Origin of the sequence: Streptosporangium sp. CA-115845 (assembly GCF_050943795.1) — a bacterium.
GTDB lineage: Bacteria > Actinomycetota > Actinomycetes > Streptosporangiales > Streptosporangiaceae > Streptosporangium.
This window is the reverse complement of the sequence record NZ_CP191988.1, coordinates 1631376-1657034: the sequence shown is the minus strand read 5'-3', so window position 1 is coordinate 1657034 and position 25659 is coordinate 1631376. Positions and strand designations below refer to the sequence as shown.

General features: G+C 69.3%; 30 protein-coding genes. 20 read left to right on the top strand and 10 right to left on the bottom strand.

Translation table 11 applies throughout. The features are described from left to right. The first annotated feature begins 6 nt into the window (after positions 1-6). Positions 7-753: a PspA/IM30 family protein gene (locus tag ACQP0P_RS09910; protein WP_433373872.1), complete on the top strand. Its 747-nt coding sequence runs from the start codon at positions 7-9 to the stop codon at positions 751-753. Positions 754-914: 161 nt separating this feature from the next. Here ACQP0P_RS09910 and ACQP0P_RS09905 read toward each other — a convergent pair whose 3' ends face one another. Beyond that, positions 915-1439, bottom strand: coding sequence for a cysteine dioxygenase (locus ACQP0P_RS09905; protein ID WP_433373869.1), 525 nt, complete (start codon positions 1437-1439; stop codon positions 915-917). Between the two features lie 75 nt (positions 1440-1514). Between ACQP0P_RS09905 and ACQP0P_RS09900 the strand changes: the two genes are divergently transcribed. Next, complete coding sequence (locus ACQP0P_RS09900; protein WP_433373867.1) at positions 1515-2390, top strand: LysR family transcriptional regulator; 876 nt, start codon at positions 1515-1517, stop codon at positions 2388-2390. 92 nt (positions 2391-2482) lie between these two features. Continuing rightward, on the top strand, positions 2483-3127 hold the full coding sequence (locus tag ACQP0P_RS09895; RefSeq protein ID WP_433373865.1) for a LysE family translocator: 645 nt from the start codon (positions 2483-2485) through the stop codon (positions 3125-3127). On the opposite strand, the gene ACQP0P_RS09890 is transcribed toward ACQP0P_RS09895, so the two are convergent. Then, on the bottom strand, positions 3067-4098 hold the full coding sequence (locus ACQP0P_RS09890; protein WP_433373862.1) for an aldose epimerase family protein: 1032 nt from the start codon (positions 4096-4098) through the stop codon (positions 3067-3069). The genes ACQP0P_RS09895 and ACQP0P_RS09890 overlap by 61 nt on opposite strands. 30 nt (positions 4099-4128) lie before the next feature. Next, positions 4129-5112: a LacI family DNA-binding transcriptional regulator gene (locus tag ACQP0P_RS09885; RefSeq protein ID WP_433373859.1), complete on the bottom strand. Its 984-nt coding sequence runs from the start codon at positions 5110-5112 to the stop codon at positions 4129-4131. A 257-nt stretch (positions 5113-5369) separates the two neighbouring features. On the opposite strand from ACQP0P_RS09885, the gene ACQP0P_RS09880 reads away from it, so the two are divergent. The 8 genes from ACQP0P_RS09880 to ACQP0P_RS09845 all read left to right on the top strand — a co-directional run bounded on the left by ACQP0P_RS09880 (position 5370) and on the right by ACQP0P_RS09845 (position 14865). Continuing rightward, positions 5370-6284 carry a carbohydrate ABC transporter permease gene (locus tag ACQP0P_RS09880; protein ID WP_433373857.1) on the top strand — a complete coding sequence of 305 codons (915 nt, stop codon included), beginning with the start codon at positions 5370-5372 and terminating at the stop codon, positions 6282-6284. Next, positions 6281-7162, top strand: coding sequence for a carbohydrate ABC transporter permease (locus ACQP0P_RS09875; protein WP_433373854.1), 882 nt, complete (start codon positions 6281-6283; stop codon positions 7160-7162). The genes ACQP0P_RS09880 and ACQP0P_RS09875 overlap by 4 nt, the downstream gene beginning before the upstream one ends. A gap of 48 nt (positions 7163-7210) precedes the next feature. Then, entirely contained in the window at positions 7211-8095 is an 885-nt protein-coding gene (locus ACQP0P_RS09870) for an NAD-dependent epimerase/dehydratase family protein (protein WP_433373851.1), read from the top strand. Beyond that, entirely contained in the window at positions 8095-8967 is an 873-nt protein-coding gene (locus ACQP0P_RS09865) for a 5-dehydro-4-deoxyglucarate dehydratase (protein WP_433373849.1), read from the top strand. The genes ACQP0P_RS09870 and ACQP0P_RS09865 overlap by 1 nt, the downstream gene beginning before the upstream one ends. A gap of 7 nt (positions 8968-8974) precedes the next feature. Further along, positions 8975-10039, top strand: coding sequence for a mandelate racemase/muconate lactonizing enzyme family protein (locus ACQP0P_RS09860; RefSeq protein WP_433373846.1), 1065 nt, complete (start codon positions 8975-8977; stop codon positions 10037-10039). 4 nt (positions 10040-10043) lie between these two features. Further along, on the top strand, positions 10044-12017 hold the full coding sequence (locus ACQP0P_RS09855; RefSeq protein WP_433373843.1) for a DUF6807 family protein: 1974 nt from the start codon (positions 10044-10046) through the stop codon (positions 12015-12017). A 119-nt stretch (positions 12018-12136) separates the two neighbouring features. Continuing rightward, positions 12137-13453 carry an ABC transporter substrate-binding protein gene (locus ACQP0P_RS09850; protein WP_433373840.1) on the top strand — a complete coding sequence of 439 codons (1317 nt, stop codon included), beginning with the start codon at positions 12137-12139 and terminating at the stop codon, positions 13451-13453. Positions 13454-13575: 122 nt separating this feature from the next. After that, complete coding sequence (locus ACQP0P_RS09845; RefSeq protein WP_433373837.1) at positions 13576-14865, top strand: pectate lyase family protein; 1290 nt, start codon at positions 13576-13578, stop codon at positions 14863-14865. Positions 14866-15095: 230 nt separating this feature from the next. Here ACQP0P_RS09845 and ACQP0P_RS09840 read toward each other — a convergent pair whose 3' ends face one another. Next, on the bottom strand, positions 15096-15404 hold the full coding sequence (locus tag ACQP0P_RS09840; protein ID WP_433373834.1) for a 4a-hydroxytetrahydrobiopterin dehydratase: 309 nt from the start codon (positions 15402-15404) through the stop codon (positions 15096-15098). A gap of 21 nt (positions 15405-15425) precedes the next feature. Beyond that, positions 15426-16559: a hypothetical protein gene (locus ACQP0P_RS09835; RefSeq protein WP_433373831.1), complete on the bottom strand. Its 1134-nt coding sequence runs from the start codon at positions 16557-16559 to the stop codon at positions 15426-15428. A 261-nt stretch (positions 16560-16820) separates the two neighbouring features. On the opposite strand from ACQP0P_RS09835, the gene ACQP0P_RS09830 reads away from it, so the two are divergent. The 8 genes from ACQP0P_RS09830 to ACQP0P_RS09795 all read left to right on the top strand — a co-directional run bounded on the left by ACQP0P_RS09830 (position 16821) and on the right by ACQP0P_RS09795 (position 21226). Beyond that, positions 16821-17195: a hypothetical protein gene (locus tag ACQP0P_RS09830; RefSeq protein ID WP_433373828.1), complete on the top strand. Its 375-nt coding sequence runs from the start codon at positions 16821-16823 to the stop codon at positions 17193-17195. Further along, on the top strand, positions 17192-17629 hold the full coding sequence (locus ACQP0P_RS09825; RefSeq protein WP_433373825.1) for a hypothetical protein: 438 nt from the start codon (positions 17192-17194) through the stop codon (positions 17627-17629). Before ACQP0P_RS09830 ends, ACQP0P_RS09825 begins: the two co-directional genes overlap by 4 nt. Further along, positions 17613-17981: a hypothetical protein gene (locus ACQP0P_RS09820; RefSeq protein ID WP_433373822.1), complete on the top strand. Its 369-nt coding sequence runs from the start codon at positions 17613-17615 to the stop codon at positions 17979-17981. Before ACQP0P_RS09825 ends, ACQP0P_RS09820 begins: the two co-directional genes overlap by 17 nt. Beyond that, a complete protein-coding gene (locus ACQP0P_RS09815; RefSeq protein WP_433373819.1) occupies positions 17978-18307 on the top strand; it encodes a hypothetical protein in 330 nt (109 codons plus the stop codon). The genes ACQP0P_RS09820 and ACQP0P_RS09815 overlap by 4 nt, the downstream gene beginning before the upstream one ends. 186 nt (positions 18308-18493) lie before the next feature. Beyond that, on the top strand, positions 18494-19579 hold the full coding sequence (gene amcB, locus ACQP0P_RS09810; RefSeq protein ID WP_433373816.1) for a cyclophane-forming radical SAM peptide maturase AmcB: 1086 nt from the start codon (positions 18494-18496) through the stop codon (positions 19577-19579). Then, positions 19576-19761 carry a multiple cyclophane-containing RiPP AmcA gene (gene amcA / locus ACQP0P_RS09805; RefSeq protein WP_433373814.1) on the top strand — a complete coding sequence of 62 codons (186 nt, stop codon included), beginning with the start codon at positions 19576-19578 and terminating at the stop codon, positions 19759-19761. The genes amcB and amcA overlap by 4 nt, the downstream gene beginning before the upstream one ends. 64 nt (positions 19762-19825) lie before the next feature. Continuing rightward, positions 19826-20488: a pentapeptide repeat-containing protein gene (locus ACQP0P_RS09800; protein ID WP_433373811.1), complete on the top strand. Its 663-nt coding sequence runs from the start codon at positions 19826-19828 to the stop codon at positions 20486-20488. A 27-nt stretch (positions 20489-20515) separates the two neighbouring features. After that, positions 20516-21226, top strand: coding sequence for a hypothetical protein (locus ACQP0P_RS09795; RefSeq protein WP_433373808.1), 711 nt, complete (start codon positions 20516-20518; stop codon positions 21224-21226). Between the two features lie 270 nt (positions 21227-21496). Here the strand turns inward: ACQP0P_RS09795 and ACQP0P_RS09790 are convergent, their stop codons facing one another. The 3 genes from ACQP0P_RS09790 to ACQP0P_RS09780 all read right to left on the bottom strand — a co-directional run bounded on the left by ACQP0P_RS09790 (position 21497) and on the right by ACQP0P_RS09780 (position 24183). Next, positions 21497-22954, bottom strand: a complete 1458-nt coding sequence (locus ACQP0P_RS09790) for an aldehyde dehydrogenase (NADP(+)) (RefSeq protein ID WP_433373805.1) — start codon at positions 22952-22954, stop codon at positions 21497-21499. Positions 22955-23224: 270 nt separating this feature from the next. Next, positions 23225-23722 (bottom strand): N-acetyltransferase family protein, encoded by a 498-nt coding sequence (locus tag ACQP0P_RS09785; protein ID WP_433373803.1) that lies wholly within the window; start codon positions 23720-23722, stop codon positions 23225-23227. Then, positions 23710-24183 (bottom strand): rhodanese-like domain-containing protein, encoded by a 474-nt coding sequence (locus ACQP0P_RS09780; protein WP_433373800.1) that lies wholly within the window; start codon positions 24181-24183, stop codon positions 23710-23712. Before ACQP0P_RS09780 ends, ACQP0P_RS09785 begins: the two co-directional genes overlap by 13 nt. 93 nt (positions 24184-24276) lie before the next feature. Between ACQP0P_RS09780 and ACQP0P_RS09775 the strand changes: the two genes are divergently transcribed. Next, positions 24277-24726 carry an Lrp/AsnC family transcriptional regulator gene (locus ACQP0P_RS09775; RefSeq protein ID WP_433373797.1) on the top strand — a complete coding sequence of 150 codons (450 nt, stop codon included), beginning with the start codon at positions 24277-24279 and terminating at the stop codon, positions 24724-24726. Here the strand turns inward: ACQP0P_RS09775 and ACQP0P_RS09770 are convergent. After that, on the bottom strand, positions 24684-24830 hold the full coding sequence (locus tag ACQP0P_RS09770; RefSeq protein WP_433373794.1) for a hypothetical protein: 147 nt from the start codon (positions 24828-24830) through the stop codon (positions 24684-24686). The genes ACQP0P_RS09775 and ACQP0P_RS09770 overlap by 43 nt on opposite strands. Positions 24831-24846: 16 nt before the next feature. Continuing rightward, complete coding sequence (locus tag ACQP0P_RS09765; RefSeq protein ID WP_433373791.1) at positions 24847-25614, bottom strand: hypothetical protein; 768 nt, start codon at positions 25612-25614, stop codon at positions 24847-24849. Positions 25615-25659 lie beyond the last annotated feature (45 nt).

Sequence of the window (25659 nt, the reverse complement as noted above, 5' to 3'; positions counted from 1 at the left end):
CCCCCCATGTTCAAGGTCATCCGTAGGGCTTGGCGCTACCTGGTCTTCGCCCTCTCCGGACGGCTGGACGAGCTGTCCGACCCCCGCGTCCAGATCGAGCAGGCCATCGCCGAGGCCAAGGAGCAGCACCAGCGGCTGAGCCAGCAGGCCGCCGCGGTCATCGGCAACGAGCGCGAGATGGAGATGAAGCTCGCCCGCTCGATGGAGGAGACCGGGAAGCTCCAGGCCAACGCCCGCCAGGCCCTCCTGCTGGCCGAACAGGCCCGGTCCGCGGGCGACGAGCGCAAGGCCCTGTCGTACGAGGACTCGGCCCGTGCCTTCGCCTCCCGCCTGGTGGCGGCCGAGGCCGCGCAGCAGGAGTCGCAGCTGACGTACGAGCGGGCCAGGCAGTTCTCCGCCCAGGCGCGCGCCGCGGTCGAGAGCAACGCGATGGCCCTGCAGAAGAAGATCGCCGAGCGGATGCGGCTGCTCTCCCAGCTTGACCAGGCCAAGGTCCAGGAGGAGCTCAACAAGGCCATGGGCGATCTGTCCGGGCTCACCCCCGCCGGTGAGACGCCCACCCTGGACCAGGTCCGCGACAAGATCGAAAAGCGCTACGCCCGCGCACTCGGCGAGGCCGAGCTGACCTCAGGCTCCGTCGAGGCCCGCATGATCGAGGTCGAGCGCGCCGCCATCGACGTCGAGGGTGCGGCCCGCCTGGAGGCCATCAGGGAAAGCCTGAACACCGACAGGAAGCCCGAGATCGGGAAGTAGGCCTTGCGCTCCGCCCGGCCCTTGAGGGACCGAGTTCCCCGCGCCACCGGCATGCCCCTCGAAGGGGCGCACTCGGTGGGACGGGGTGGGGAACGGACACGCGCGACGAACATACGACCCGCTCGGCAAGGGCACGATCGCGGACCTGCTCCCGGCGTGGTTCAGCGAACGGGCAGGTCGTAGACGCGCCGCACACTGGTGGGGGCGGCGCTGAGGTCGGCCCCGTAGATGTGCAGTGAGATGGCCGTCTCGTCCCCCGTGTTGTGGACGCGGTGGATGTCGCCGGGCGGGGCGAAACCGCTGACCTCTCCGGTCTGGTTGGCGGTCCTGCCGATCTCGGTCAGGTGGTCGCCGTGGTCGCGGTAGAGGGTCTCGTACTCGACACCCCGCAGCACGCCGAACACGCACCAGGCGATGTGGTCGTGGATCGCGGTCCGCTGACCGGGCCGCCAGACCACGGCCACGATCGAGAAACTCTCCTCGGCGTGGAGGGTGTGGCCGATGTAGCCGTCGGGGTCGCCGAGGCGCTCCTCCTCGGTGAGGATCTCGGGGGACGGCAGCCGTTCACGCAGCAGGTCGGCCACCGCGAAGGCGGTCGCCCGGGGGGCGGCGGACGGATCGACGAGTGCCCTGACCCCCTCGACGATCTCGGCCAGGCCCGGACGGGTGCGCGTCAACGTCTTCATGGCCCCAGGATGCGCCGGGGGGATACATAACGTCTAATGCCCATTTTCCTGTTCATTCATCGATAAAGTTAATACATGCTTGATATCGTGCGACTTCGTGTCCTCGCCACGGTGGCCCGGCACGGCTCGGTGACCGCGGCGGCCAGGGAACTGCACTACTCCCAGCCCTCGGTCAGCCACCACCTCGCGAAGCTCGAAGCCGAGACCGGGGCCAAGCTGATCCAGCGGGTCGGCCGGGGCATCCGGCTGACCGAGGCGGGCCGTCTGCTGGCCGAGCGGGCCACCGAGATCATCGGCCGCCTCGACTCCGCGGCCGCCGAGTTGTCGGCGCACGTGGGCCTGCGCGCCGGGCGGGTCAGGCTGGCCGCCTTCCCCTCCGCCCTGGGCACGTTCGTGCCACAGGCCGCCGCCGCCCTCGCCAGGGAGCACCCCGGCCTGGAGCTGCGACTGACCGAGACCGAGCCTCCTGACGCGCTGCGCATGCTCCGGGCGGGCTACGTGGACGTGGCGGTCATCTTCCGCTTCGAAGGCACCGACCCCGAGGATGACGGGATCCGCCTGCTGCACCTGCTGGATGACACCAGCTACCTGGTCACCTCCGGCCAGAGCGACGGCAGTGGCGATCTGGCCTCGCACCGCGACTCCCGGTGGATCGGTGGCTGCGACCGGTGCCGCAGCCACCTGCTGGAACTGTGCGCCAGGGCGGGCTTCGAGCCGGAGATCGCCTTCACCACCGACGACGCCGTCGCGGTCCAGGCCTTGGTCGCCGCCGGGATCGGGGTGACCGCCCTGCCGAGCCTCGCCCTGCAGGCCCACCGGAATCCGGGGGTCACCGTGATCGAACTGCCCGGCTCGACCCGCCGCGTCTACGCCGCCACCTACGGCGAGCCCCCCGACCCGCCGGCCACCGCCGCCCTGCTCGCCGCCCTGACCTCGGTGACCCGCCCGTAGGGACATCGGTCTGGCGGGGCCTGGCTCCGCGGCATCGGCACCCGGCGGAAACCCGTTGGCCACCGGGCATCGGGCGAGCCTAGGATCCCGACATGCCCGATCTGACAATGATCGCCCTCTTTGTGGCGGCTACCCTCGCCCTGCTGCTCGTACCGGGGCCCGCGGTGCTCTATATCGTGACCCGCAGTGTCGCCCAGGGCCGGAGCGCCGGGCTGGTGTCGGTGCTGGGGATCCACCTCGGTTCCCTGGTTCATGTGGCCGCCGCGGCCCTGGGCATCAGCGCCCTGCTGGCCGCCTCGGCGACCGCGTTCGCGGTGGTCAAGTACCTGGGCGCGGCCTACCTGGTCTGGCTGGGCGTCCGCAAGCTGATGACCCGTCCCGACCCGGACGGGGTGGCCGAGCCGCCGGTCGCGACGAGAAGCAGGATCTTCTGGGAGGGCTTCGTGGTCAACGTGCTCAACCCGAAGACCGCGATCTTCTTCCTCGCCTTCCTCCCTCATTTCACCGATCCGGCCGCCGGCCCGATCGCCCCGCAGATCGTGCTCCTCGGCCTGATCTGGATCGCCCTCGGCGTGGCCAGTGACGGTGTCTACGCCCTGCTCTCCTCGGCCATGGCCGGTCGCCTGCGCCGCTCGGCCCGCGCCCGCCGCCGCCTCGACGTCACCAGCGGCCTGGTCTACCTCGGCCTGGGCGCCGTGGCCGCGTTCACCGGTGAGAGCGCCGCGGCGAAGGCCTGAGTGGCGGGAGAGGAGACTCGGCGGAAGCGGTAGGTCGTGGTGGAGGTGAACTCCTCGCCGGGGCGCAGGACCGTGGAGGGGAAGTGGTCCTGGTTGGGCGAGTCGGGGAAGTGCTGGGTCTCCAGGCAGAGGCCGGCGTGCCTGCCGTACGCGGTGGCGATGCCGTCCAGCATGTTGCCGGAGTAGAACTGCACACCGGGCTCGGTGGTGGAGACCTCCATGACCCGCCCGCTGACCGGTTCGCCGACCTCGATGCCGCCGCGCAGCACGTAGCAGTGGTCGTAGCCGCCCCCCAGCAGCGGATCGTCGATCCTGTCGCCGATCTCCCACGGGGTCGTGAAGTCGAACGGGGTGCCCGCCACCGGGGCCGGCTCACCGGTCGGAATCTTGGTGGAGTCGACGGGGAGATAGTGGTCGGCGTCGATCCGGATCACGTGCTTGAGGATGTCGCCGCCCCCGGCGAGGTTGAAGTAGGAGTGGTTGGTCAGGTTCAGCACCGTCGGCGCGTCGGTGAACGCGTGGTAGTCCAGTCTTAGCGCGTCCTCGGTCAGCGTGTAGGTGAGCGAGGCGGTCAGCATGCCCGGATAACCCTCCTCGCCGTCGAGGCTGACATATTCCAGCGTGATGGCCGAGGTGGAGACCTCCCTCACCCGCCACACCCGGTTGGAGAAGCCGCCGGGGCCGCCGTGCAGGCTGTTGGGGGCGTTGTTGACCGGCAGCTCGTGGTCACGGCCGTCGAGGGTGAAACGCCCGTTCGCGATGCGGTTTCCGTACCGGCCGACCACGGCGCCGAAATAGCGGCTGCGCGTCAGGTAGTCGTCGAGACCGGTGTAGCCGAGGACCACGTCGACGCCGTGGACCTCCAGCGACTGCAGGATCGCCCCGTAGCTGAGGATCGAGGCGCGCATCGGCCCGTTCGACAGCACGTGCCGCTCGACATGCTCCCCCGTCGGGGTGATTCCGAAGTTCATCAAAAACCTCCAGCGTGGAGACCTGGGGCCTCAGCCCCGGGGGAAAAGCGCGGCACGGTCTGTGGATTCGCGGACGACCAGGTGGGTGTCGAGAGTCGCCAGGGTGGGGGTGGCGCCCTCGTCGAAGGACTGCAGCAGCAGGTCCACCGCCATCCGCCCGGCGGCGGCCGTGGGCATGGCCACGCTGGTCAGCTTGGGCCGATTCAGCCGCCCGGCCACTATGTCGTCGACGCCGACCACGCTGATGTCATCGGGGACGCGCACGCCCCGTTCGTACAGCCCCTCGATGAGCCCGATGGCCACCAGGTCGTTGTAGGCGAGCACGCCGGTCACGCCCGAGGCGACCACCTCCTCGGCGACGGCGAGGCCGCCCCGCTCGGTGGGCGCGTTCGGGCCGAGGATCACCAGCTCGACGCCGTCCATCGCGGTCGCCGCGGCACGCATCTCACCGCTGGTCCACGAGCCGCTCGGCCCGGACAGCAGGGCGATCCTGCGGTGGCCGAGCCCGGTCAGGTGCTCGATGGCGAGGCGGGCGCCCTGGCCCACGTCCATCAGTATCGTCGGCATGCCCTTCACCCTCCGGTTGACCACCACGAACGGCACCTCGGCGTGGAGGCGCTCTATGACCCGGTTGGAGAGCCGCGGGCTGCAGAGCAGGACCCCGTCCACCTGCTTGGCGAGGGTCTGGATCAGCTCCTCCTCGACCTGCGGGTCCTCATCGGTGTCGGCGACGAACACGTGGTAGTCGCGGGCCCTGGCATGCGCCTGGGCGGCCTTGATCAGCGGCGGGAAGAACGGGTTGGAGATATCTGCGACGATGAGGCCGATGTTGTGGGTCCTGCCGGTGGTGAGTGCCCGCGCGGCGCGGTTGGGCCGGTAGCCGAGGTCCTCGGCGACGGCGAGCACGCGGTTGCGGGTCTCGGCGTTCACCAGGTGCGGCGCCGAGAAAGTGCGGGACACCGTCGAGACGTGCACTCCCGACGCCCGCGCCACGTCTCTGATCGTCGCTGCCACCGTGCTCCTCCGTCATGGCCCTTCATCGACCCCTGAGCACATTAGTGCAAGCGGTTGCGTAACTGTCAACGCCGGAACCGGACCGGAATCGGGCCCCGCAGCAGAGTGTACGGGGCTATGAAAGTTGCAAATAACGAAAAATCCGCAGATAAGCGGTGGTTTACAAAATTGGGCCCTTGACGTTGCCGGGATATGTCCGCCATGTTTCATGCAACCGGTTGCAGCCCCTGACGCCGACTCGGAAGGAGTTGCCGGCGATGGCAATCACCACGGCGAATCCCCGGATACGCCGCCGCCTGGGCCGCGCGGCCAGGACCCCCTACCTGCTGATCGCCCCCGCGGTGATCGCGATGCTCGGCTTCCTCGTCTACCCGATGGCCAGCGTCATCTACTACAGCCTGCAGACCTACAACGTCACCAAACCCTGGGACAACGGCTTCGCCGGCCTCGACAACTTCCGCAGGCTGCTGTTCGAGGACCCGCTGTTCTGGCAGAGCCTCGGCTTCAGCCTCAAGTGGGTCGGCGTCGAGGTGTTCCTGCAACTGGTGTTCGGGCTGGTCCTGGCGCTGATCGTGAACGAGACCTTCGTCGGCCGCGGCCTGGCCCGGGCGACCGTGTTCTCCCCGTGGGCGGTCTCCGGGGTGCTGACCACCGGCATCTGGATCCTGCTCTACAACCCGACGACCGGCGTCTCCCGCTACCTCGCCGACCTCGGCCTCATGCAGTACGGCGCCGCGCCGCTGGCAGGCCCCGACACCGTCTTCTGGGCGGCCGTGCTCGCCGAACTCTGGCGCGGAGTGCCGTTCTTCGCGATCCTGCTCCTGGCCGACCTGCAGAGCATCTCCAAAGAGCTCTACGAGGCGGCCTCGGTGGACGGCGCCTCTCGGGTGCGGCGGTTCGCCCACATCACGCTGCCACACCTCAAGGACGCGATCATCCTGTCCACGCTGCTGCGCTGCGTGTGGGAGTTCAACAACGTCGACCTGCTCTACACGCTCACCGGCGGCGGCCCGGCGCACGCGACCACCACACTGCCGCTGTACGTGGCGGCCAAGGCCGTGCAGTCCCACGACTTCGGGTACGGCTCGGCGCTGACCACCGCCGCCTTCCTGATCCTGACCTTCTTCTCGATCGCCTACCTGCGGCTGAGCAAGTTCGGAGCGAAGTCATGACACTCCAGACGGCCGAACGGCCGCGCCTGGCCCCGTCCGCGCTCGCGCCGCGTACCGGCCGCAAGGAGAAGGGGAAGGTCGGCCGGTGGGAGATCTGGATCCCCCTCGGGCTCTACCTGCTGTTCACGCTGGTCCCCTTCTACTGGATGCTGGTCTTCGCGTTCCGGCCCAGGGGATCGACCTCGCTGCTGCCCTGGCCGATCACGTTCGACAACTTCGCGACGGTCTGGAACGACCTGAGCTTCGCGGTCTTCTTCAAGAACAGCCTGATGGTGGGCGTCGCCTCCCTGGTCATGACGACCGTGGTCGCACTGGCCGGCGGCTACGCCCTGGCCAGGTACGAGTTCCGCGGCCGGAAGCTGTTCATGGTCGGGATGCTCTGCACCCAGTTCATCCCCGGCGCGATGATGCTGATCCCGCTCTTCGAGATCTTCCGGGTCCTCGGCCTGGTCAACTCGCTGTGGAGCCTGGTGATCGCCGAGACGGTCTTCCAGCTGCCGCTCTCCCTCATCCTGATCAGCGGCTTCATCAGGAACGTCCCGGTGGAGCTGGAGCAGGCCGCCTGGGTGGACGGCTGCGGCCGGCTGCGCGGCTTCTTCGCCGTGGTGCTGCCGCTGCTGCGCCCCGCCCTGGTCGCGGTCGGCTCGTTCGCCTTCATCCACAGCTGGAACAACTTCCTGTTCGCGCTGATGTTCGTCAGCGAGCAGGAGAAGTTCACGGTGCCCGTCGGCCTCGCGTACACCCTGGGCGAGTTCAGCGTGGACTTCGGCGCCCTGGCCGCGGGCGGCGTCGTCGCCGCCGTACCGGTGGTGCTGGTCTTCGCGGTGATCCAGCGCTACCTGGTACAGGGCATGTCCGCCGGGGCGGTGAAGGGTTGAGTCCCCTGACGGCGAATCCCCTGTCGACTAAGGAACGGTGAGCGACCAATGACACGAACTCTCGTCACCGGGAGCGCCGGGCGGCTGGGCCGGAGCGTGGTCACCGCGCTGGCCGACGCCGGGCACGAGGTGATCGGCGTGGACACCGCGCCGGGCACCCCCTCGGCGGCCGCCACGGTACTCCCCGCCGACCTGACGGACCTGGGTGAGTCCTTCGAGGTGATGGCCAGGTTCCGGCCGGACGCCGTGGTGCACCTGGCCGCGATCGCCACCCCGTTCAGCAGGACCGACGCCTTCACCTACCGGGTCAACACCCAGCTGGCGTTCAACGTCTGCGAGACGGCCGCCGCGATCGGGGTCGAGCGGATCGTGGTCGCCAGCAGCCCAACGGTCATCGGGTACGGCACGGACCGCTGGGTCCCCTCCTACCTGCCGATCGACGAGGACCATCCGGTCGCGCCGTGGAACGCCTACAGCCTGTCCAAGCTGGTCGCCGAGCAGGTGATGGCCACATTCGCGCGCAGTTCGAAGGCGAGGTTCGCGGCCGTGCGGCCCTGCTTCGTCGTCGCCCCGGAGGAGTGGGCGGGCGCGCCCACCCAGTCGGGGCACACGATCGCCGAGCGGCTGGACCGGCCGGAGATCGCGGGGACGTCGCTGTTCAACTACATCGACGCCCGTGACGCCTCCGACATGGTGCTGACTCTGCTGGACAAACTGCCCGAACTGCCGAGCGGCGAGGTGTTCTTCGCGGGCGCGGCCGACGCGCTGGCCCGCGAACCGCTGGCCGAACTCCTCCCCCGCGTCAACCCCGCGACCGCGGGACCGGCGGAGAAACTGACCGGCTCGACGCCTGCCTTCTCCTCGGCGAAGGCCGGGCGACTGCTCGGCTGGCAGGCGAAGCGGAGCTGGCGCACCGAGATTGGAGCCCTGTGATGAACCTCAGCGGAGTGCTGTTCTTTCCCGTCACCCCGTTCCGCGCCGACGGCTCGATGGCCGGTGACGTGCTGGCCGAGCATGTGCGGCGCGGGCTGGAGCACGGTCCCGGCGGGGTCTTCGTGGCCTGCGGAACCGGCGAGTTCTCCGCACTGTCGGAGGCGGAGCACGCCGAGGCGGTGCGGGTCGCGGCCGAGACCGTGAACGGCCGGGTGCCGGTGCTGGCGGGAGCCGGGGGGCCGATCGGCACCGCGCTCGCCCAGGCCAGGGCGGCCAGGGACGCGGGCGCCGACGGGCTGCTGCTCATGCCGCCCTACCTGGTGAACGGTACCCGCGAGGGCTACTCGGCGTACGTCTCGGCGGTCGCCGGGGTGCTGCCCACGATCATCTACCAGCGCGGCTCGGTGGTACTGGCCCCCGAGCAGGCGGTCGAGCTGTCCCGGATCCCCGGTGTGATCGGGATCAAGGACGGCGTCGGCGACATCGACCGCATGCAGCGGACGGTGCTGGCGGTGCGGGAGGAACGGCCCGGCTTCCTGTTCTTCAACGGCCTGCCGACGGCCGAGCTGACCATGCCGGCCTACCGCGGCATCGGGGTGGAGCTGTACTCCAGCGCGGTCTTCTGCTTCGCCCCCGAGATCGCCACCGCCTATCTGGGCGGCGACGAGCGGCTGATCAGGGAGTTCTACGCCCCCCTGGTCCGGCTCCGCGACCGGGTTCCCGGTTACCCGGTCTCGCTGGTCAAGGCCGGGGTACGGCACCGCGGCCTGGATGTCGGCGGGGTACGGCCGCCGCTGGTCGACCCCTCCACCGAGCACGTGGAGGAGCTCGCCGGGCTGATCAGGTCCGGCCTGGCCCTGATCGGGCGGTGAGCGGCCGATGACCACGCGGCCGGTGATCACCTCCCTGGAGACGACGTCGCGGACCGTGGCGCTGCCGCGGCCGTGGGGTGCCGACGTGCCCGCCAACCACGTGGTCGTCGTACGGCTGACGCTGGCCGACGGACGGAGCGGGACCGGTTTCTCCTGGACCCCGCAGATCGGGGCCCGGGCGGTGCGCGCCCTGCTGGACGGCGAGATCAGCGAGGCCGTCGTCGGTGTGGAGCCGCATCCGGAGGTCGTCTGGGACCGGCTCTGGCGGCACCTGCGCGAGGCGGGCGGCGGCGGGCTCACCACGATCGCGATGGCCGGGGTCGACCTGGCGCTGTGGGACCTGCGCTGCGGCGAGGCGGGGCTGGTCGACACGCTCGGGCGGCGCCGTGACAGCGTGCCGGTGTACGGCAGCGGTGTGAACCTGCACTACTCGATGGAGGAGCTCATCGCGCAGGCCGGACGGTGGCGGGCCGCCGGCTATCCGGCGGTCAAGGTCAAGGTGGGCCGTGACTCGCTGGCCGAGGACGTGGCGCGGGTCGCCGCGGTCCGCGAGGTGATCGGGCCGGACACGCTGCTCATGGTGGACGCCAACCAGCGCTGGGACCTGCCTCGGGCCCGGCGGGCGATCGCCGCCCTGGCGGAGTACGGACTGCACTGGGTGGAGGAGCCGCTGCCCGCCGACGACGTGACCGGGCAGGCCCGGCTCCGCTCCTGCGTCGAGGTCCCGATCGCCGTGGGAGAGAGCGCCTACTCCGTCTACGACTTCCGGGATCTGCTCCTCGCCGGGGCCTGCGACGTCCTGCAGCCGAACGTGGTGCGGGTCGGCGGGATCACCCCGCTGCTCAGGATCGCCGAGCTGGCCAGGACGTTCGGGGTGCCCGTCTACCCGCACCTGCTGCCGGAGATCTCCGGGCAGCTCGCCCTGGTCCTGCCGCTGCCGTGCATGACCGAGGAGGTCGAGGACGCCTCCTTCGCGGCGCTCGGCCTGGTCGAAGAGCCCTACCCGGTCTCCGTGGAGAAGGGCGAGCTGCGCGCCGGAGACCACCGGGGCCTTGGACTGCGATGGAGGTGACCTGATGGAACCGGTTCGCGTGGTGCTGGCCGGGGCGCACGGGCACGGCTGGTGGCACCTGTCGAACGTGCGGCGGCTGACCGAGGCCGGGCTGGTCGAGCTGGTCGGGGTGTGCGACGTGCGGCCGATCGACGACCTGCCCGCCGGGGTGGAGTTCTCCGGCGACCTGGCCGGGCTGATCGGGCGTACCTCCGCCGAGGTGACGATCCTGTGCACGCCCATCCACACCCACGCGGAGCTGGCGGAGCGGGCACTGCGCGCCGGCTCGCACGTGCTGCTGGAGAAGCCGCCCGCCGCGACCCACGCCGACTACGAGCGGATCGCCGCGGTGGTCGCCGAGACCGGGCTCGCCTGCCAGGTGGGGTTCCAGAGCCTGGGCTCGGAGGCGATCCCCGCGATCCGGCGGATGGTCGCCGAGGGAGCGATCGGCCGGGTCACCGGGATCGGTGCCGCGGGCGCGTGGGAGCGCCCCTACACCTACTACAGCCGGGTGCCGTGGGCCGGCAGGCGCGAGGTCGACGGCGTGCCCGTGGTGGACGGCGCCCTCACCAACCCGCTCGCGCACGCGACCGCGACCGCGCTGGCCATCTCCGGGGCGGAGGTGGGACAGGTCGAGGTCGAGCTCTACCGGGCCAACGCGATCGAGGCGGACGACACCTCGTCCGTGCGGATACGACTGGACGACGGGACCGTGGTGACCGTCGCGGTCTCGCTCTGCGCGGATCGGCGGCACGAGCCGTACCTGATCGTGCACGGCGAGGAGGGACGGATCAGGCTGACCTACACCGAGGACCGGGTCGAGTTCGACGGGACCTCGGTCGTACACCCGAGGACCGACCTGCTGGAGAACCTCGTCGCGCACCTTCGCGACGGCGCGGAGTTGCTCGTACCGCTGGAGCGGACCCGGGGTTTCATGCGCGTCCTGGAGGCGGTCCGGCTGGCGCCCGAGCCCACCGCCATACCGGACGTGTTCCAGGAGGTCGGTGCGGAGCGCCGGGTGCTGCCCAGGATCGCCGAGGTGACGGCGTCGAGCGCGGAGCGGCTGGCGCTCTACTCGGAACTGCGGGTGCCCTGGAGCGGGCGCCTCCGTCGTACGGAGGGAGTCACCGCGGGGCGGACGGTTCCCGGCCCGGGTGACGGGGCGCGGCAGCCGCTCCGGGGCGACGCCCTGCGGCCGGTGCTCGTGGCGCACGGGCGGCAGGTCGCCGAGTACGTCATGGCGCCGGAGCTGCCGCCGACGTCGTCGCCCCGGCCGTATCTGCACCCGGTGCGCACCCTCGGCGGTACGACCGTGACCGAGGTCGCGCCAGAAGACCACGTGCACCATCTGGGCGTGAGCATCGCGATCTCCGACCTGGGCGGGGGCAACTTCTGGGGCGGGCGCACCTACGTCCGCGACGCCGGTCCCACCTGGCTCGGCGACCACGGCACGCAGCGGCATCTCGGATTCTCCTGGCACGACTCCTCCGGGTTCGGGGAGTCGCTGGCCTGGGAGGGGCCTGACGGCGTCGAGACGGCCCGCGAGGCGCGGAGTGTGCGGGTGGTGGAGCTGGGCGGTTGCTGGGCGCTCGACATGTCGTTCGCGCTGACGAACCTCACCGGCGAGCCGCTGCCCGTCAGGAGTTCGGCCACCAAGGGCCGCGCGGGAGCCGGGTACGGCGGTTTCTTCTGGCGAGCGCCGGGAGCGGCCACCGGCCGCCAGGTCTTCACGGCGGACGCCGAGGGCGAGGACGCGGTGCACGGGTCGACGGCCCCGTGGCTGGCCATGACCTCGGCGGACTGGACCCTGGTCTTCGTCCAGCGGGACGATCCCTGGTTCGTCCGGGTCGTGGAGTACCCGGGCGCCGGGCCCGCCCTCGCCTGGGACACGCCGCTGCTCATCGAGGGCACCCTGCGGCGAAGGATCGTCACCGTCGTCGCGGACGGGCGGCTGGGCCCCGGCGACGCGGCGGCGCTCGCCGCGGAGGTCGCCTGGTGACGGGCCAGGCGCTCTCACACAGTGCAACCAACCCGGGACAACAGAATGCTCCGGGTGGAGTTCGTCATCCATACCGTCAAGCAATGTCGGGGGACACGACACAGAGAGGTAGAAGAGCAATGACTTCACGCTCAAAGCGCCTGGCGATCCTGGCCACGGCCTTGACGCTCGGCACCGGGCTTGCCGCGTGCGGCGCGGAGGAGCCGGAGTCCTCCGGCGGGAAGACCACGATCACCTTCTGGGACGACAACGGCGGCCCGGCGCGTACCCCGGTGTGGCAGCACATCATCGCCGAGTTCCAGAAGGCGAACCCGTCCATCGAGGTGAAGTACGTCGGCATCCCGATCGCCCAGACGCAGCAGAAGTACGACACCGCGATCGCCGGAGGCGGCCTGCCCGACGTGGGCGGTGTCTCCACCGCGATGCTGTCGAGCCTGGTGGCGCAGAAGGCGCTGGAGCCGGTGGACGTCCGGATCTCCGGTGGCGCGCTGAACGGCAAGCTGAACGAGCAAGTCGTGAGCACGGTCAAGGGCACCGTGCCCGACGGCAAGACCTACCTGGTTCCAATGTCCACAAATATGGGTGTTTTCTGGTACAGGACCGACTGGTTCAAGGAGGCCGGCCTCAAGACGCCCACGACCTGGAACGACTTCTTCACCGCCACTCAGAAGCTGACCGACACCGCCGGGAACCGCTACGGCTTCACCATCCGCGGCGGGGCGGGCTCGATCGCGCAGATGCTGGAGGTGGTGTACGGCCAGTCCGGCATCACCGAGATCTTCGACGCCTCGGGAAGGTCCACGGTCAACGACCCGAGGAACGTGGCGGCCCTCACGAAGCTGGCCGGGCTGTACAAGAAGGTCACCCCCGAGGCCGACATCAGCAACGACTACACGAAGATGGTCGCCCAGTTCGACGGTGGCAACATCGCGATCATGCAGCACAACCTGGGGTCGTACCAGGACCACGTCAAGACGATCGGCGCGGGCAACGTGGCGGCCATGCCCGTGCCCAGGTCCGACGGCGGCGTCCAGGCGATCCTGTCCAACCCGGTCTCGGGCATCGGCGTGTTCGCCTCCGGCGGGAAGAAGGACGCCGCGTACCGGTTCGCGGAGTTCGCCGCCTCCAAGGAGATGAACAGCTACTGGTCGGAGCAGACCGGCGTGCTCCCGGCCAACACCGACGTCAACGACGAGCCGTGGATCGCGGGGCTGCAGCACATCGCCGCGGCGGTCAAGGTGCTCAACGACCCGGCGACGAGGATCGTGCAGATGCCCTACCACCTGCCGGAGTTCAACGCGATCACCAAGACCGACATGGAGCCGGAGTTCCAGAAGGTCCTGCAGGGTGCCCTGTCCCCCAAGGACTTCCTGGACGCGTTCGCGGCCAAGCTGACGGAGGCCCAGGCGTCGTACAAGCAGCGTAACGGCGGCTGAACCTGACCATCGGGGGCGGGCGCGCCCATCCCTGACCTGGGCGCGCCCGCCTTCGCCATTCCGGAAGGCTCTCGGGGTTCTCACCGAGCCTCCCCTCCCACCTGACCTGTGGAGGAATCACCATGAAACGAGCCGTCGCGCTCACCGCCCTGCTCTCCCTGGCGGTTCTCACCGCCCCGCCCGCATCAGCAGCCGCCGCGCCCGCCGGACGGCAGGCGGATCTGGGCCGCCAGACCCTGCCCGCGAACGACGGCTGGGCCGCCGAGGGCACCGGAACCACCGGCGGCGCCGCCGCGCCGGCGTCGAACACGCACACCGTGTCCACCCGGGCCCAGCTGGCCGCCGCACTCGCCGCACCCTCGCCGAAGATCATTTACGTGAAGGGCACCATTGACACCGACCGGACCTGCGCGGACTACGCGACCGGCGGCTACACGCTGGAGGCCTACCTCGCCGCGTACGACCCGGCGGTGTGGGGCAGGGACACCGAACCCTCGGGCCCGCTGGAGGACGCGCGGGCCGCCTCGGCCGCCAGGCAGACCGCCGGCATCAAGCTCAAGGTCGGTTCCAACACCACGATCGTCGGCCTCGGCAAGGACGCGCGCATCCGGGGCGTCAACCTGCACATCGACAAGGCGGACAACGTCATCGTCCGCAACATCGACTTCGAGGACACCGCCGACTGCTTCCCGCAGTGGGACCCGACCGACGGCGACGGGGGCAACTGGAACTCCCTCTACGACAACATCTCGGTGACCGGCTCGACGCACGTGTGGGTGGACCACAACACCTTCACCGACGGCGACAACCCGGACTCGAACCAGCCGCTGTACTTCGGCAGGCCCTACCAGGTGCACGACGGGCAGCTCGACATCACCAGCGGCTCCAACTACGTGACGGCCTCCTGGAACCGGTTCGCCGACCACGACAAGACGATGCTGATCGGCTCGACCAACAACCCGGCGACCGACACGGGCAAGCTGAAGGTCACCGTCCACCACAACCACTTCGACAACACACTCCAGCGGTTGCCCCGGGTGCGCTTCGGCCAGGTGCACGTCTACAACAACTACTACGAGATCCCGGACGCCTCGACCTTCGTCTACGCCCTCGGCGTGGGCGTGCAGTCGCAGATCTTCGCCGAGAACAACTTCTTCCGGCTGAGCCGGGCCGTGGCTCCGGCGAACCTCCTCTACAACTGGGGCGGCACCTCCCTCACCGCCAGGGGGAACGTGCTCCGCGTCGGCGGGCCCGTCACCCCCCTCGACCTCGTCGCCACCTACAACGCCGCCCACGATCCCGACTTCGGCACGGACGCGGGCTGGACCCCCGCCCTGCACACCGCGATCGAACCGGCCCCGGCGGTGCGCGGGTCCGTCTCCCGGCACGCGGGCTCGGGCAAGATCGGCTAGCGCTCCGTACCCGCGTGGAGATCGCGAACACGCGGTCGGAAACCTGAGCGCGGTGAGCGGCTTCTGAGGCGTCCCCTCAGAAGCCGCCCGGCAGACCGAACGGGCTGGCGAGCCACGAGCCCGTCATAGTGCCCCGCAACACATCGAAAGGTGCCGGACACCTACCAAGGTGTCCGGCACCTTCCGACGGGGAGACACCATGACACAGCGAGATCGCTCCGATCGTGAGTTCAGACCGTTTCGGCGCCGTGGCCGGTGGCGATCACGTCAATGTGGCGGGCGAGTTCGAAGTCCTTGGCTGTGAGGCGGTTTCCGGCGTCGTGAGTAGTGATCACGAATCGGATCCGCTGCCAGGTGATGTGAATATCAGGATGGTGGCCGACTTCGCGAGCCTTGGCCGCGACGTACATGGCCAGATGTACGCACTCGTGATAGGCATGCTTGAACGTCCTGGCTATGGCCTGCCCCTCACGCTCCCACCCTGGCAACTCGGCCAGATGGGCGACGATCTGCTCTTCGGACAACGGCTGAGGGGTCATCGGTATCTCCGCGTCATGCAGTCAGTTGAACCGAGAAATGATCTCATTCAGTTCTCTGCCGGACGAGGTGCTTGCCCAAGCAGTCGCGCGGCGAGGGATCTCCCTCAGTTCCTGACGCAGTCGAGCCGATCCCGTGCCCTCGACGATCGCCGCAGTGGCTGACACGATCTGGACAACCCGTTCCGGTTCAGGAACTGCGGCCAGAGCGCTTGCCTGACGCGCCCAGAACACCCCGTTGTCACGCCGCGCCGCGTCCGGGGCGTCACCGAGTACCTCATCCCAGAGTGCGACCGCATCCCGGTAAACGCCCAGCCGGAGATAGGCGGTCGCCCGCTGAACCTCGATGTATCCGCTGGTACGACGGCAGGCGTTGCCCCAGGGATGTTCGTCGTCGACCTGATCCACGAGCTCGGCCGCTCGATCAAGCAGCCGGTCGACCAGTTCTTTGTCCTTGGCCGGCAGCATCGACTGGCCATGCGCTTGGTGGACCAAAGCAAGTATCCGCACCTTCGGACACAACTTGCTCTCATCGATCAAGGCGGCTTCGGCGTAGTCGACAACGGTGTGGCCGTCGCCCCCATCGACCGCGAGCATCGCTTTATTGGTGAGGGCGTAGCTGATGAGCTGAGGGTCCTGAGAGCGATGGGCCATGTCCAAGGCGATGGTTCGCCAGAGCTCCGACCGATTGATGTCGCCGGCATCTTGGTGCAGCCAGCCGAGCAGTGTCGCATACGCGACACCGGCGCCCAGCAAGCCGCGACGTACCGGCGCGTCGGCAGCATGGGTGAGTTCCTTGATGAGCTGCGCTTGAGTCGTGACGGTCGGGATGAGATGGCGAGGGCCGAGCCACATGTCGGCCTTGTAGTGGCCGGGAAGCTGTTCGAGGAAGTACATGACGAGCTCCGGAGCTACAGGACCCTGATGAGGTGGATAAGGGATGGGATCGATCGTGCTGAGACTAATCTCCAATATGTCACGCTGCTTCGGTTCCCCCGTGCCGAAAAGTTCCTCTTCGGGAATATCGAAGGCCATGGAGTAGGCGACGGTCCAGTCACGGGGAAAATGCTTCCCTTTCTCCCAGTCGCGAATCTGCCGAGCCAGCGAGTCGACAGATCCATGGCCATATCCAGCAGCGCGGATGAGCTGGCGTGCCATTTCGCACTTGTTCCAGTGTTGAGCTTCCCGCTGAGTCTGTAGCTGTACGGCCCATGCTGGGCGCTGTTGCTGGGTCATTGCTGCACCACCTGACCGGAGTACCCGGAGACTTCAAGTCTCCGGGCTATTCTCCGCCATTCTCCGCCTCCCGCGACAGAATGCGCACGGCTTTACTAACAAGTGTGACCATCAAATAAGACGGACCCGCCCGGCGCTTGCGACGTCCGGACGGGCCCTTGATCAGGAAGCGAGTCCTGACCCGTGAGCAAGATTAGAGCCATTCGTATCCGCTGGAAAGCAGATGCCCCGCCGCTGCCGCTGGGCTGCCGCTGGTGCGGACACGCCCCTTACGCCCACGACGCGTCCACTCTGCCGCACCGCCGCGACCACCACTGGGAGCAGCCCACTCCCCGGCAGGTACACGCCCGCATGGCCACCCGGCGACGCCTCGGCCTGTGCCGCCCGCTCCCGGTCCCGGCGCGCCCGCTGAAGGTCCACCCGCCCATCGCCCCCACTCCGACGCGCCCTGCCCGGGGCCTCCGGCCGACGACGGCCCCCGCCCACAGCCGGGGCCGCGCGCCGGACTCCTTCCCACCTCGACGGTACGAGCCGCACCGACGGGAGGTCGCGGCATGAACACGACCCCCGGCAGCGACGTCCCCACAAACAGGCGCGGCGACAGTCCCGTCTCCCAGGCGATCGCCGCCGCGCCGCCGGCCACCACCGAGCAGTCGGCCGCTGTGCGCCGTGCCGAGTACCTGGCCGCCGTCCTGGCAGACGTCCACGACATCGTGGCCGACGTGCACGAGCTAACCTCCGGCAACGCCATCGTGTCCCTCCGCCGCGGGCTGCTCGCCTACACCGATGGCGAAAGGTTCTGGTGGACCAGCCCCGAACGCGACGACGCCGGAGCCCCGATCCTCAGCGGCGAACTGGACCTCGACCAGGCCGCCGAGCAGCTCGCCGCCCACCACGCACTCATGGCCAAGCGGGACGCCACCGACCCGCTCCTCAACAGGATGCCCCTGCTCGCCGACGTGATCATGGCCGAACATGTTGACCCGCGATGACATCGACGCGGCGCAGGCCGCCAAGCAGGTACAGCGGTACACGCCCACCTGGCTGATCATGTGGAGCCTGCGACACCGACGCTTCGAAGCCTGGCAGTGCGCCGACCCGCGCGAGTGCCGCATCGTCTGCGCGAAAAGCGCCGGCGAGCTGTGGGACCTCATGCAACAGACCGAAGTCGACCTGTGGCGGACCTCATCGCACGGCGCCACGCCGCCCACCCCCAGTGCGGCCGACCGTCCGGCCCCGCCACTTCCCGTGGTCTCGGGGCTCGTTCCCCGCCCCCACGGTCTGCCACCAGACCGCCCCCGACAAGCCCCGGGACCACGCTCCCCGGAAAGGAGGCGGCCTTGATCCCGTCCCACGGCACCCCGGCAGGCGACCGGCTGGACGCGACCAGATGGCACCCCGGCGCCATCGCCGCCCTCAAGCACCTGCGTACCGAGCTCCACGCCCACCGGATCTACCCGACGATCTCCTACGACCAGGGCCGCCCCCGCCTGGTGATCAGCGCGGAGCTGACCGTGTGGGCCGACCAGGCGGGCACGGTCTTCTGCTGGGGCGCCTGCTTCCTCGAAGAGCCCGCCGACCAGGCGCCGGCAGATGACGTGCCGCAGGTCGCGCGCCGTATCGCCGGACGACTCGGCAAGCACTACGCCGAACCGGTGGCCCCGCCCTGAACCGCGCAGCGGCACGGGAGCATCCCCCTCCCGCGCCGAACTCCCCACGGGCGGTGGTGCACCACCAGGGGCCGCCCGCGGGGCCAGGCGGATCGCGCAGCCCCTTCCCCACCTCCATGAAAGGAACGTCACGAAATGGAAGGACAACTAGGGTTCGATCGGTGGTTCGGTCGGCCGGGGACACTGGTGCTCCAGCCGACCACGCTATGCAACCTCGACTGCGTGTACTGCTATCTGCCGTTCCGGCGCCTCAGCAATGAGATGTCCCCCGAGGTGGCCCAGGCCGTTGCCGACTCGGCTGCGGATCTGCCCGGTTCCAGCGGCCGGTTGGACATCGTGTGGCACGGCGGGGAGCCCCTCACCCTGGGCCGACGCAAGTTCGAGGAGCTGCTCGCGCCGTTCGAGGAGCTGCGTCAGGCGGGCCGGATCCAGCACAGCGTGCAGACCAACGCCACCCTCATCGACGACGAGTGGTGCGACCTGCTCGCCCGTTACCAGTTTCGCGTCGGCGTCAGCATCGACGGCCCGGCGGCTCTGAACGCCCGCCGGGTGGATCTGCGTGGCCAGCCTGCATTCGATCGGATCGTGCGCGGCATCGGCCGACTGCGTGACCACGGCATCCGCTTCAGCTTGATTGCCGTCGTGGGGACCGAGGGCATTGAGCAGCCCGAATCCCTCCTGGACTTCCTCACGGACCTGGGGCCGCACACCATCGGCCTGAACGTGGAAGAGATGGAGGGCGTCAACGATCGGCGGTGCGGGATCACCCAGGACCAGGCTGAGCGGTTCTGGCAGGGGGTCCTGGACTGGCGCGGGGCCCGTGACGGAGGGCCGGCGTTGCGGGAGCTCGAACGGCTCGCCGACTATCTGCACCTCGCCCGCAGCGGGCAGCGCGACGAGTGGTGCAGATACGGCCTCGATCCGATTCCGACAGTGTCGGTGGATGGAGACGTGGTGCTGATGTCGCCCGAACTGGCCGGCATCAGCGACGACGCCTACGGCAACTTCCTTGCCGGGAACGTCTGCTCTCAGAGCATCGCCAGCATGCTGGCCCATGCGCACCGGCTGCGCTATGTCCGCGAGTTCATGGCCGGTTTGCGACGCTGCGAAGCCGAATGCGAATTCTGGGACTTCTGCCGGGGTGCCCAGGCGTGCAACCGCTACTTCGAGAACGGCAGCTTCGCGACCACGGAGACCGACTACTGCCGACTCACCCGTCAAGCCCTCATCACCGCTCTGTACACCTCAACCAAGAAGAAGATCGCGGCATGACCATGCTGGAGTACCTGGCCACCACGGATGCGAAGGTGGTCGACGACCTGATCGGCGCCGGCACCATCGAGAACCCCGATCCGATTCAAGCCGCCAAGTTCGACAACAAACCGAGCTGGGACAACAACAGGGGCGGGTTCGACAACAAGCCGAGCTGGGACAACTGGAGCAAGAAGAAGTAGCAGATGACCGTCGTGGGCGCGGGATCACCGCGCCCACGACGGGACCAATGCGGAAGGCAAGACGATGGACACACGGACAGTACGCGAGACGAGCGTTACGCTGCCCGACCTGGACGACGCGGACCTGGACGAAGTCGGTTCGCTGGAGGGCGAGCACGGCAAGCTGAGAGATTTCCGATATGCCGAAGCCCGCCTGCGCGAGCTGTCTCTGTCGGGAACCCAGCTCATGGACGGGCGCGTCATCGGCCTCACCACCCAGCGTGTCCGTCTGGAGGAGTTGCGTCTGCACTCGGTGGAGTTCTCCGACTGCGATCTGTCCGGTCTCCGCTGGGAGGACAGCAAGCTCTCCAGAGTCACGTTCACCGACTGCAAGTTGCTCGGCGCTGCGTGGGAGAACGTCACGCTCGATGACGTGGTCTTCGAGCGGTGCAAGCTGGACTACACGGCCGTCACCCGCCTCCGTGCCGTAGGCCCGGTGATCTTCACCGGCTGCTCGCTGCGAGAAGCGCGGTTCGTCGGGTCCGACTTGAGCGACGTGGCGTTCGATGAGTGCGATCTGCATCTGACGGAGTTCGACGGCGGCACCTATCGTGGCTGCGACCTACGCGGCAACGACCTGTCCGGCCTTCGCGGAGTGAGCGCACTCAAGAAGATCATCATCGATCGGTCACAACTCCAGGGTCTCGCCCAGGCGTTCGCGGCCGAACAGGAGATCACCTTCGATTAGGACCTCGACCATCAAGAAGGCGGAGCCATGGGCTTATGGCTGCAGTTCGACCAGTTCAGCGACATCCAGGGACGTATCGAGATCGGGCACGTCAGGCAGGCAGGCGACGCGCCGGGCTATGACGACGGCGTGGCCGTCGTCCCTCGGGAGGACTGGAAGCCCCTCAGCGACGACGAGGCCGACCGGCTGCGGCCCGATGACGCCACCCCGACCAGCGTGGTGATCGAGCTGGTCGCCCAGCCTCTGCCGGTGTTCGCCTTCACTGATCTACAAGGCCGTGTGGACGCCGCGACCGCTCTCGACCCACTGGAAGGCCGCTGGCCGCGTAGGCGCCTCGCCTGCGCGGCCAGCCCTCCCGGGCGGCTCACCAGCACCGAGGACTCCACAACTGGCCACCGGATCGGACTGCACGTCGACAACTTCGACCGGCTGCCCTACCCCGCCCGGCAGAACAGCCGCCGACGCCTCTGCCTCAACCTGGGACCCGGCACACGCTATCTCCTGGTCGGCGACCGGGACATCAAGGAGATCTGCCGCACCCTGGGCTGTGACCAGGACGGATACTACCCGCACACCGACGACCTGCGCCGTTACGTCGCGGATGGGCACCCGCTGCGGTGCCTCCGCATCCGGCTTGACCCCGGCGAGGGTTACATCGCCCCCACGGAATTCCTGCCGCACGACGGCTCTACAAGCGGCGAGGAGGCTTGGTCACTCGCCGCCTTCTGGCTGGGTTGAGCTCGCACAACACAAAAGAGCGCCCCTCCACGATGGAAGGAGCAACGAGAATCGTCTCCACCCAGTCGGGCAGGAACGAGGTCGTCGACGGGGTGTCAGCGACCGCCCTAAGCCACGAACCTCGCATGCGGCTCCGCGGCCTGCTCGTCCAGCAGGTCGCGGAGCCGCGTCGGACGAGGCGGTCCTGCGTCTGTCGGCGGCCGGCCCCCCGCGAGGGGGCACAGACCACCGGGCAGGTCGGAGGAACAACGGCCGGTAGGTGACCCGTGTCTAAGAGACGACCCCGTCGACCCGGCGGAGGATGCCGAGGGGGTTGTCGTCGCGCAGTTCGACTGGGAGCAGTTCGGCGGGCCAGTCCTGGTAGGCGGTGGGGACCAGCCACCTGCGGATCGCGGCGGCGCCGACCGAGGTGTGCGCGGCGGCCGTACTCGCGGGCCAGGGGCCGCCGTGGTGCATAGCCCAGCGGACCGCGACACCGGTCGGCCAGCCGTTCCAGATCAGCCGGCCCGCCTTCCTGAGCAGCACCTCGGCGCTCTCCCGCGCCTCTCCGGGGTCGGTGGCGTGGATCGTGGCGGTCAGCGAGCCGTCCAGCCTCTCCAGTACGGCGGGCAGCTCCGCCGCGTCGTCGTAGACCACGACGACGGAGGCCGGGCCGAAGCACTCCTCGGCGATGTCGGGCAGGGCGTCGGCGAACGACGTCAGATCGGTGACGAACACCTGCGGGGTCACCGCGAAGGCCCCCTCGCCCGGCTGTCCCTCGGCCAGTGTGGTGAGCTTGCCGAGCCTGGCCAGCCCGTGCAGGAAGCCGCCCTGGATCCGCTCGGTGAGCATCGGCCCGCCCGTGGTCGCGGAGACCGCCTCGGAGATGGCGGTCAGGAGCTCGGCGTCGTCGGGGACGAAGACCAGCCCGGGGTTGGTGCAGAACTGACCGGTGCCGAGGGTCAGCGAGGCGGCGAACCCCTGGGCGAGTCCTTCGCGGTCGGCCGAGGGCAGCACGACGACGGGGTTGACGCTGCCCAGCTCACCGTAGAACGGGATGGGTTCCGGGCGCTCGGCGATGAGAGCCTGGACGGCCTTGCCACCGGGAATGGAGCCGGTGAATCCGACGGCCGCGACAGACGGGTGCGTGGCCAGCCGCTTTCCCGCGTCGAGCCCGCGGACCAGGCCCAGCAGGGCCGGATCGGGCAGCGCGCTCTGGATGATCTTCTGCGACAGCTCCGAGGTGCGCGGGTGCCCGTCGTGCGCCTTGACCACCACCGGGCATCCGGCGGCCAGCGCCGAGGCGGTGTCACCGCCCGCGACCGAGAAGGCGAACGGGAAGTTGCTCGCCGCGAAGACACCGGCCACGCCGGGCAGTGGGTGGTTCATCCGCCGCAGGTCGGGGGTCGGCGGCTGGGCCGTCGCGTGGTCGATCACCGCCTCCACGTGCCCGCCGTCCCGCAGTACCTGGGCGAAGAGCCGGAACTGGCCCGCGGCCCGCCCCACCTCGCCGCGGAGCCGGGTCTCCCCGAGCGCGGTCTCGGCGTCGGCGGCCCGCCAGAGCTCCTCGACGTTCGCCTCCAGCGCCGCCGCGACCGCCTCAAGCACCGGCGCCCGGTCGGCGGAACGCCAGGCGGGTCCCGCCGCGCGGGCGGCTCCGACGACCGCGTCCACCTCGCCGTCCGAGGTCAGCGGGTAGGGGTCCCCGGTGGGCTCGCCGGTCCTGGGATCAATTGAATGGATCAACACGGAGCCTTTCCTCGGTGAGCCTGTCGTGGCTCGCTGGACCACCCTCCTACGGTAAGCGCTTCCACAACAGCGGCCACCCTGCGGACCGGCACGAGGACTGGTGTTATTCGGGATGCCGGTAAGAACGCTGTCACCAGCCGCAAACGAGGGATGTCACATCCGGCGACGTGCGGCAGGGTCGCGCTCTGCGACGTGTCGGGCCCCGGCGTCGACGCCGGGGCGGGTTCGCCGGCGAGCATCCACCCCCACCTCGTGAGCGAGATCCGGTATTTACTGCGGAGTCTGCGTTGGCCGGATGGGGAGGGAGAACCTGACCTTCGAAGATGCCTGGGCTCCTGCCCGGTTGTAGAAGCGGATGGCATCGCCGTTCCAATCGGGCGTCTGCCACTGTACTTGTGCCGCGCCGAGGGCCACTGCCTCACCCTTCACGGCGTTGAGCAGGGCACGCCCCCACCCCTCTCCCCGGTGCGGCTCTGTGACAAACAGGCAGTCCAGGTGCACATAGTCGGCCGCCTGCCAGGTGGAGAACTCCAACGAGTAGGTGGCGTAACCGATCAGTTCACCTCCGTGATCGACCACGAGACACCATGCCCTCGGATGTGCCGAGAACAGGACTGGCTCCAGGCGGGTGACGAGATCAACGGGCACGGGCTCGGCGCGCTCGAACGCGGCGTGGGCGGCGCACAGGTGAGCCACCGCCGGCAGATCGGCCGCGATGGCCGGGCGGACCACGCCGCCCGGCCGTGCAGTGTCCTTCAGCACGCGCACGTGATGGAGCCGAGAGGAGCGGTCAGCGGGTCCGCCGGGCGCTGCTCGGTACCGGTCGCGCTTTCGACCGGGAAGCCCTCGCGGATCCAGTACTCGATACCGCCGATCATCTCCTTGACCTGGTAGCCGAGTTGGGCGAGCGCGAGTGCCGCGCGCGTCGCGCCGTCACAGCCCGGCCCCCAGCAGTACGTGACGACGGGGAGCACCGGGTCCAGCAAACTCGCGGCCCGGGCCGGGATGTCGGCGGTGGGCAGGTGCACGGCGCCCGGCACACGGGCCTGCTGCCAGCCGGCTTCCCCACGCGAATCAACCAGGGCGAAGCCCGGATTGCCGGAGTCGAGGGAGGCACGAACGTCGGAGACGTCCGTCTGGAAGCTGAGACGCGCTGCGAAGAAGGCGATGGCTTCGGCGGGAGCAGCGGGCGGCGGGAGCAGCGCCGGGCTGATAGCGGTGTTGTTCATGGCTAAAACCCTACGGACCGTAGCCTTACGTCGGAATCGAAAATCACCGGCTATTCATGGATCCCACCGGGGATGCCGTGGTAATAATGCGCCATGGCCATTGATTCCCTTGATGAGACCGACATACGCATCCTGGAAGCCCTGCAGCACGACGGACGGGCCAGCTACGCGGAGTTGGGGCGGGTCGTGTCCATGTCTGCCAGCGCTGTCACCGAACGGGTGCGGCGACTGGAGGAGAGCGGCGTGATCAGCGGCTACGTGGCCGTAGTAGACCCGGAGCGACTCGGGCTGGGCATCCTGGCATTCGTCCGCCTCCGCTACCCGACGGGCAACTACAAGCCGTTCCACGACCTAATCGCGACCACACCCGAGATCATGGAAGCCCACCATGTGACCGGCGAAGACTGCTTCGTACTCAAGGTCCTCGCCCGCTCCATGCGCCACCTGGAAAGCACAACAGGCCGAATCGCCGGCCTCGGATCCGTCACCACCAGCGTCGTCTACTCCAGCCCGCTCTGGAGCCGCGCGATCACCTTGTCGTAGCCGTTGATGTCCGGGAAGTACCAGGCGTGATCATCCCGGATCGGTGACAGCCGCGTCGAGGTGGGCAGGTCGGGCACCAGCAGTCCTCTCTCGTCGTATGGCATACAGGCGACGATCACGCTAGTCAGCGCGGACACCTACGCCTGATGAGACCCGCTTAACACCAGCCACCCAGGTAAGCTCCGCCTCCCAGTGGGCGATCAACGTCCGGCCCCCGACCACCACCGCCACGTGCTCCTCGGCCGCCCCCAGGGCGGTGCGCAGTGCCTTCGCCTCCTCTCCTCGGTACGTCTGTGAGGCGAGGCTCCCGGGAGCCGGGTCCAGCACCGGCGCGAGGACGCCCTCGGGCCAGCTCGCCTGCCGGGCGGGCCGGACACCACGGCCCTCGTACAGCGTCACGGTGATCGGCGCGGTGCGGTCCGGCGTGCCGGTGGCACGGATCCGGCCGGTCAGCGCCGTGAGCCGCTCGCCGGCGGCGACGATCCGCTCGTCCTCCACCAGCGGCGCCCCCTCCAGCCGGTTCTCGTGGACCTTCCCGTCCTGGCCGGTCACGGTGATGACGGCGAAGGGCTGGTCAGTGGCTCCCCCGGTACGGTCGAGGGTGCCCTCCCGTCCCGCCAGGGCCGTGACGAGCCCGGCCCGCAGGTCTCCCAGCTCGGTCGCGGAGAGCCGGACGGCGACCAGCTCCCCGTCCCGCAGCGAGACGGCCCGCCCGTCACCGGTGACGCTCAGGCTGTCACCGCCGACGCAGGTCATCGGGCCGCACCTGAGGAACCGGATCACGACGTCGCCGGTCTGAACTCCGGTCCGCGCGGCGGTCGCGGTGGTTTCGGCGGTCGCGGAACAGCCGGTCAGCAGGAGCACGACGGCCAGCAGAGAACGGATCACACCACTGTGACGGACCGAAAACCGACTTGGTTCACCCGCCCCTCC

Coding starts and splice junctions, on each gene's coding strand:
- ACQP0P_RS09870 (WP_433373851.1), top strand. CDS start 7,211: ATGACACGAACTCTCGTCACCGGGAGCGCCGGGCGGCTGGGCCGGAGC.
- ACQP0P_RS09855 (WP_433373843.1), top strand. CDS start 10,044: ATGGAACCGGTTCGCGTGGTGCTGGCCGGGGCGCACGGGCACGGCTGG.
- ACQP0P_RS09835 (WP_433373831.1), bottom strand. CDS start 16,559: ATGGCACGCCAGCTCATCCGCGCTGCTGGATATGGCCATGGATCTGTC.
- ACQP0P_RS09850 (WP_433373840.1), top strand. CDS start 12,137: ATGACTTCACGCTCAAAGCGCCTGGCGATCCTGGCCACGGCCTTGACG.
- ACQP0P_RS09825 (WP_433373825.1), top strand. CDS start 17,192: ATGAACACGACCCCCGGCAGCGACGTCCCCACAAACAGGCGCGGCGAC.
- ACQP0P_RS09875 (WP_433373854.1), top strand. CDS start 6,281: ATGACACTCCAGACGGCCGAACGGCCGCGCCTGGCCCCGTCCGCGCTC.
- ACQP0P_RS09845 (WP_433373837.1), top strand. CDS start 13,576: ATGAAACGAGCCGTCGCGCTCACCGCCCTGCTCTCCCTGGCGGTTCTC.
- ACQP0P_RS09905 (WP_433373869.1), bottom strand. CDS start 1,439: ATGAAGACGTTGACGCGCACCCGTCCGGGCCTGGCCGAGATCGTCGAG.
- ACQP0P_RS09840 (WP_433373834.1), bottom strand. CDS start 15,404: ATGACCCCTCAGCCGTTGTCCGAAGAGCAGATCGTCGCCCATCTGGCC.
- ACQP0P_RS09890 (WP_433373862.1), bottom strand. CDS start 4,098: ATGAACTTCGGAATCACCCCGACGGGGGAGCATGTCGAGCGGCACGTG.
- ACQP0P_RS09780 (WP_433373800.1), bottom strand. CDS start 24,183: ATGAACAACACCGCTATCAGCCCGGCGCTGCTCCCGCCGCCCGCTGCT.
- ACQP0P_RS09865 (WP_433373849.1), top strand. CDS start 8,095: ATGAACCTCAGCGGAGTGCTGTTCTTTCCCGTCACCCCGTTCCGCGCC.
- ACQP0P_RS09775 (WP_433373797.1), top strand. CDS start 24,277: ATGGCCATTGATTCCCTTGATGAGACCGACATACGCATCCTGGAAGCC.
- ACQP0P_RS09880 (WP_433373857.1), top strand. CDS start 5,370: ATGGCAATCACCACGGCGAATCCCCGGATACGCCGCCGCCTGGGCCGC.
- amcA (WP_433373814.1), top strand. CDS start 19,576: ATGACCATGCTGGAGTACCTGGCCACCACGGATGCGAAGGTGGTCGAC.
- ACQP0P_RS09900 (WP_433373867.1), top strand. CDS start 1,515: ATGCTTGATATCGTGCGACTTCGTGTCCTCGCCACGGTGGCCCGGCAC.
- ACQP0P_RS09860 (WP_433373846.1), top strand. CDS start 8,975: ATGACCACGCGGCCGGTGATCACCTCCCTGGAGACGACGTCGCGGACC.
- ACQP0P_RS09895 (WP_433373865.1), top strand. CDS start 2,483: ATGCCCGATCTGACAATGATCGCCCTCTTTGTGGCGGCTACCCTCGCC.
- ACQP0P_RS09910 (WP_433373872.1), top strand. CDS start 7: ATGTTCAAGGTCATCCGTAGGGCTTGGCGCTACCTGGTCTTCGCCCTC.
- ACQP0P_RS09800 (WP_433373811.1), top strand. CDS start 19,826: ATGGACACACGGACAGTACGCGAGACGAGCGTTACGCTGCCCGACCTG.
- ACQP0P_RS09770 (WP_433373794.1), bottom strand. CDS start 24,830: ATGCCATACGACGAGAGAGGACTGCTGGTGCCCGACCTGCCCACCTCG.
- ACQP0P_RS09795 (WP_433373808.1), top strand. CDS start 20,516: ATGGGCTTATGGCTGCAGTTCGACCAGTTCAGCGACATCCAGGGACGT.
- ACQP0P_RS09820 (WP_433373822.1), top strand. CDS start 17,613: ATGTTGACCCGCGATGACATCGACGCGGCGCAGGCCGCCAAGCAGGTA.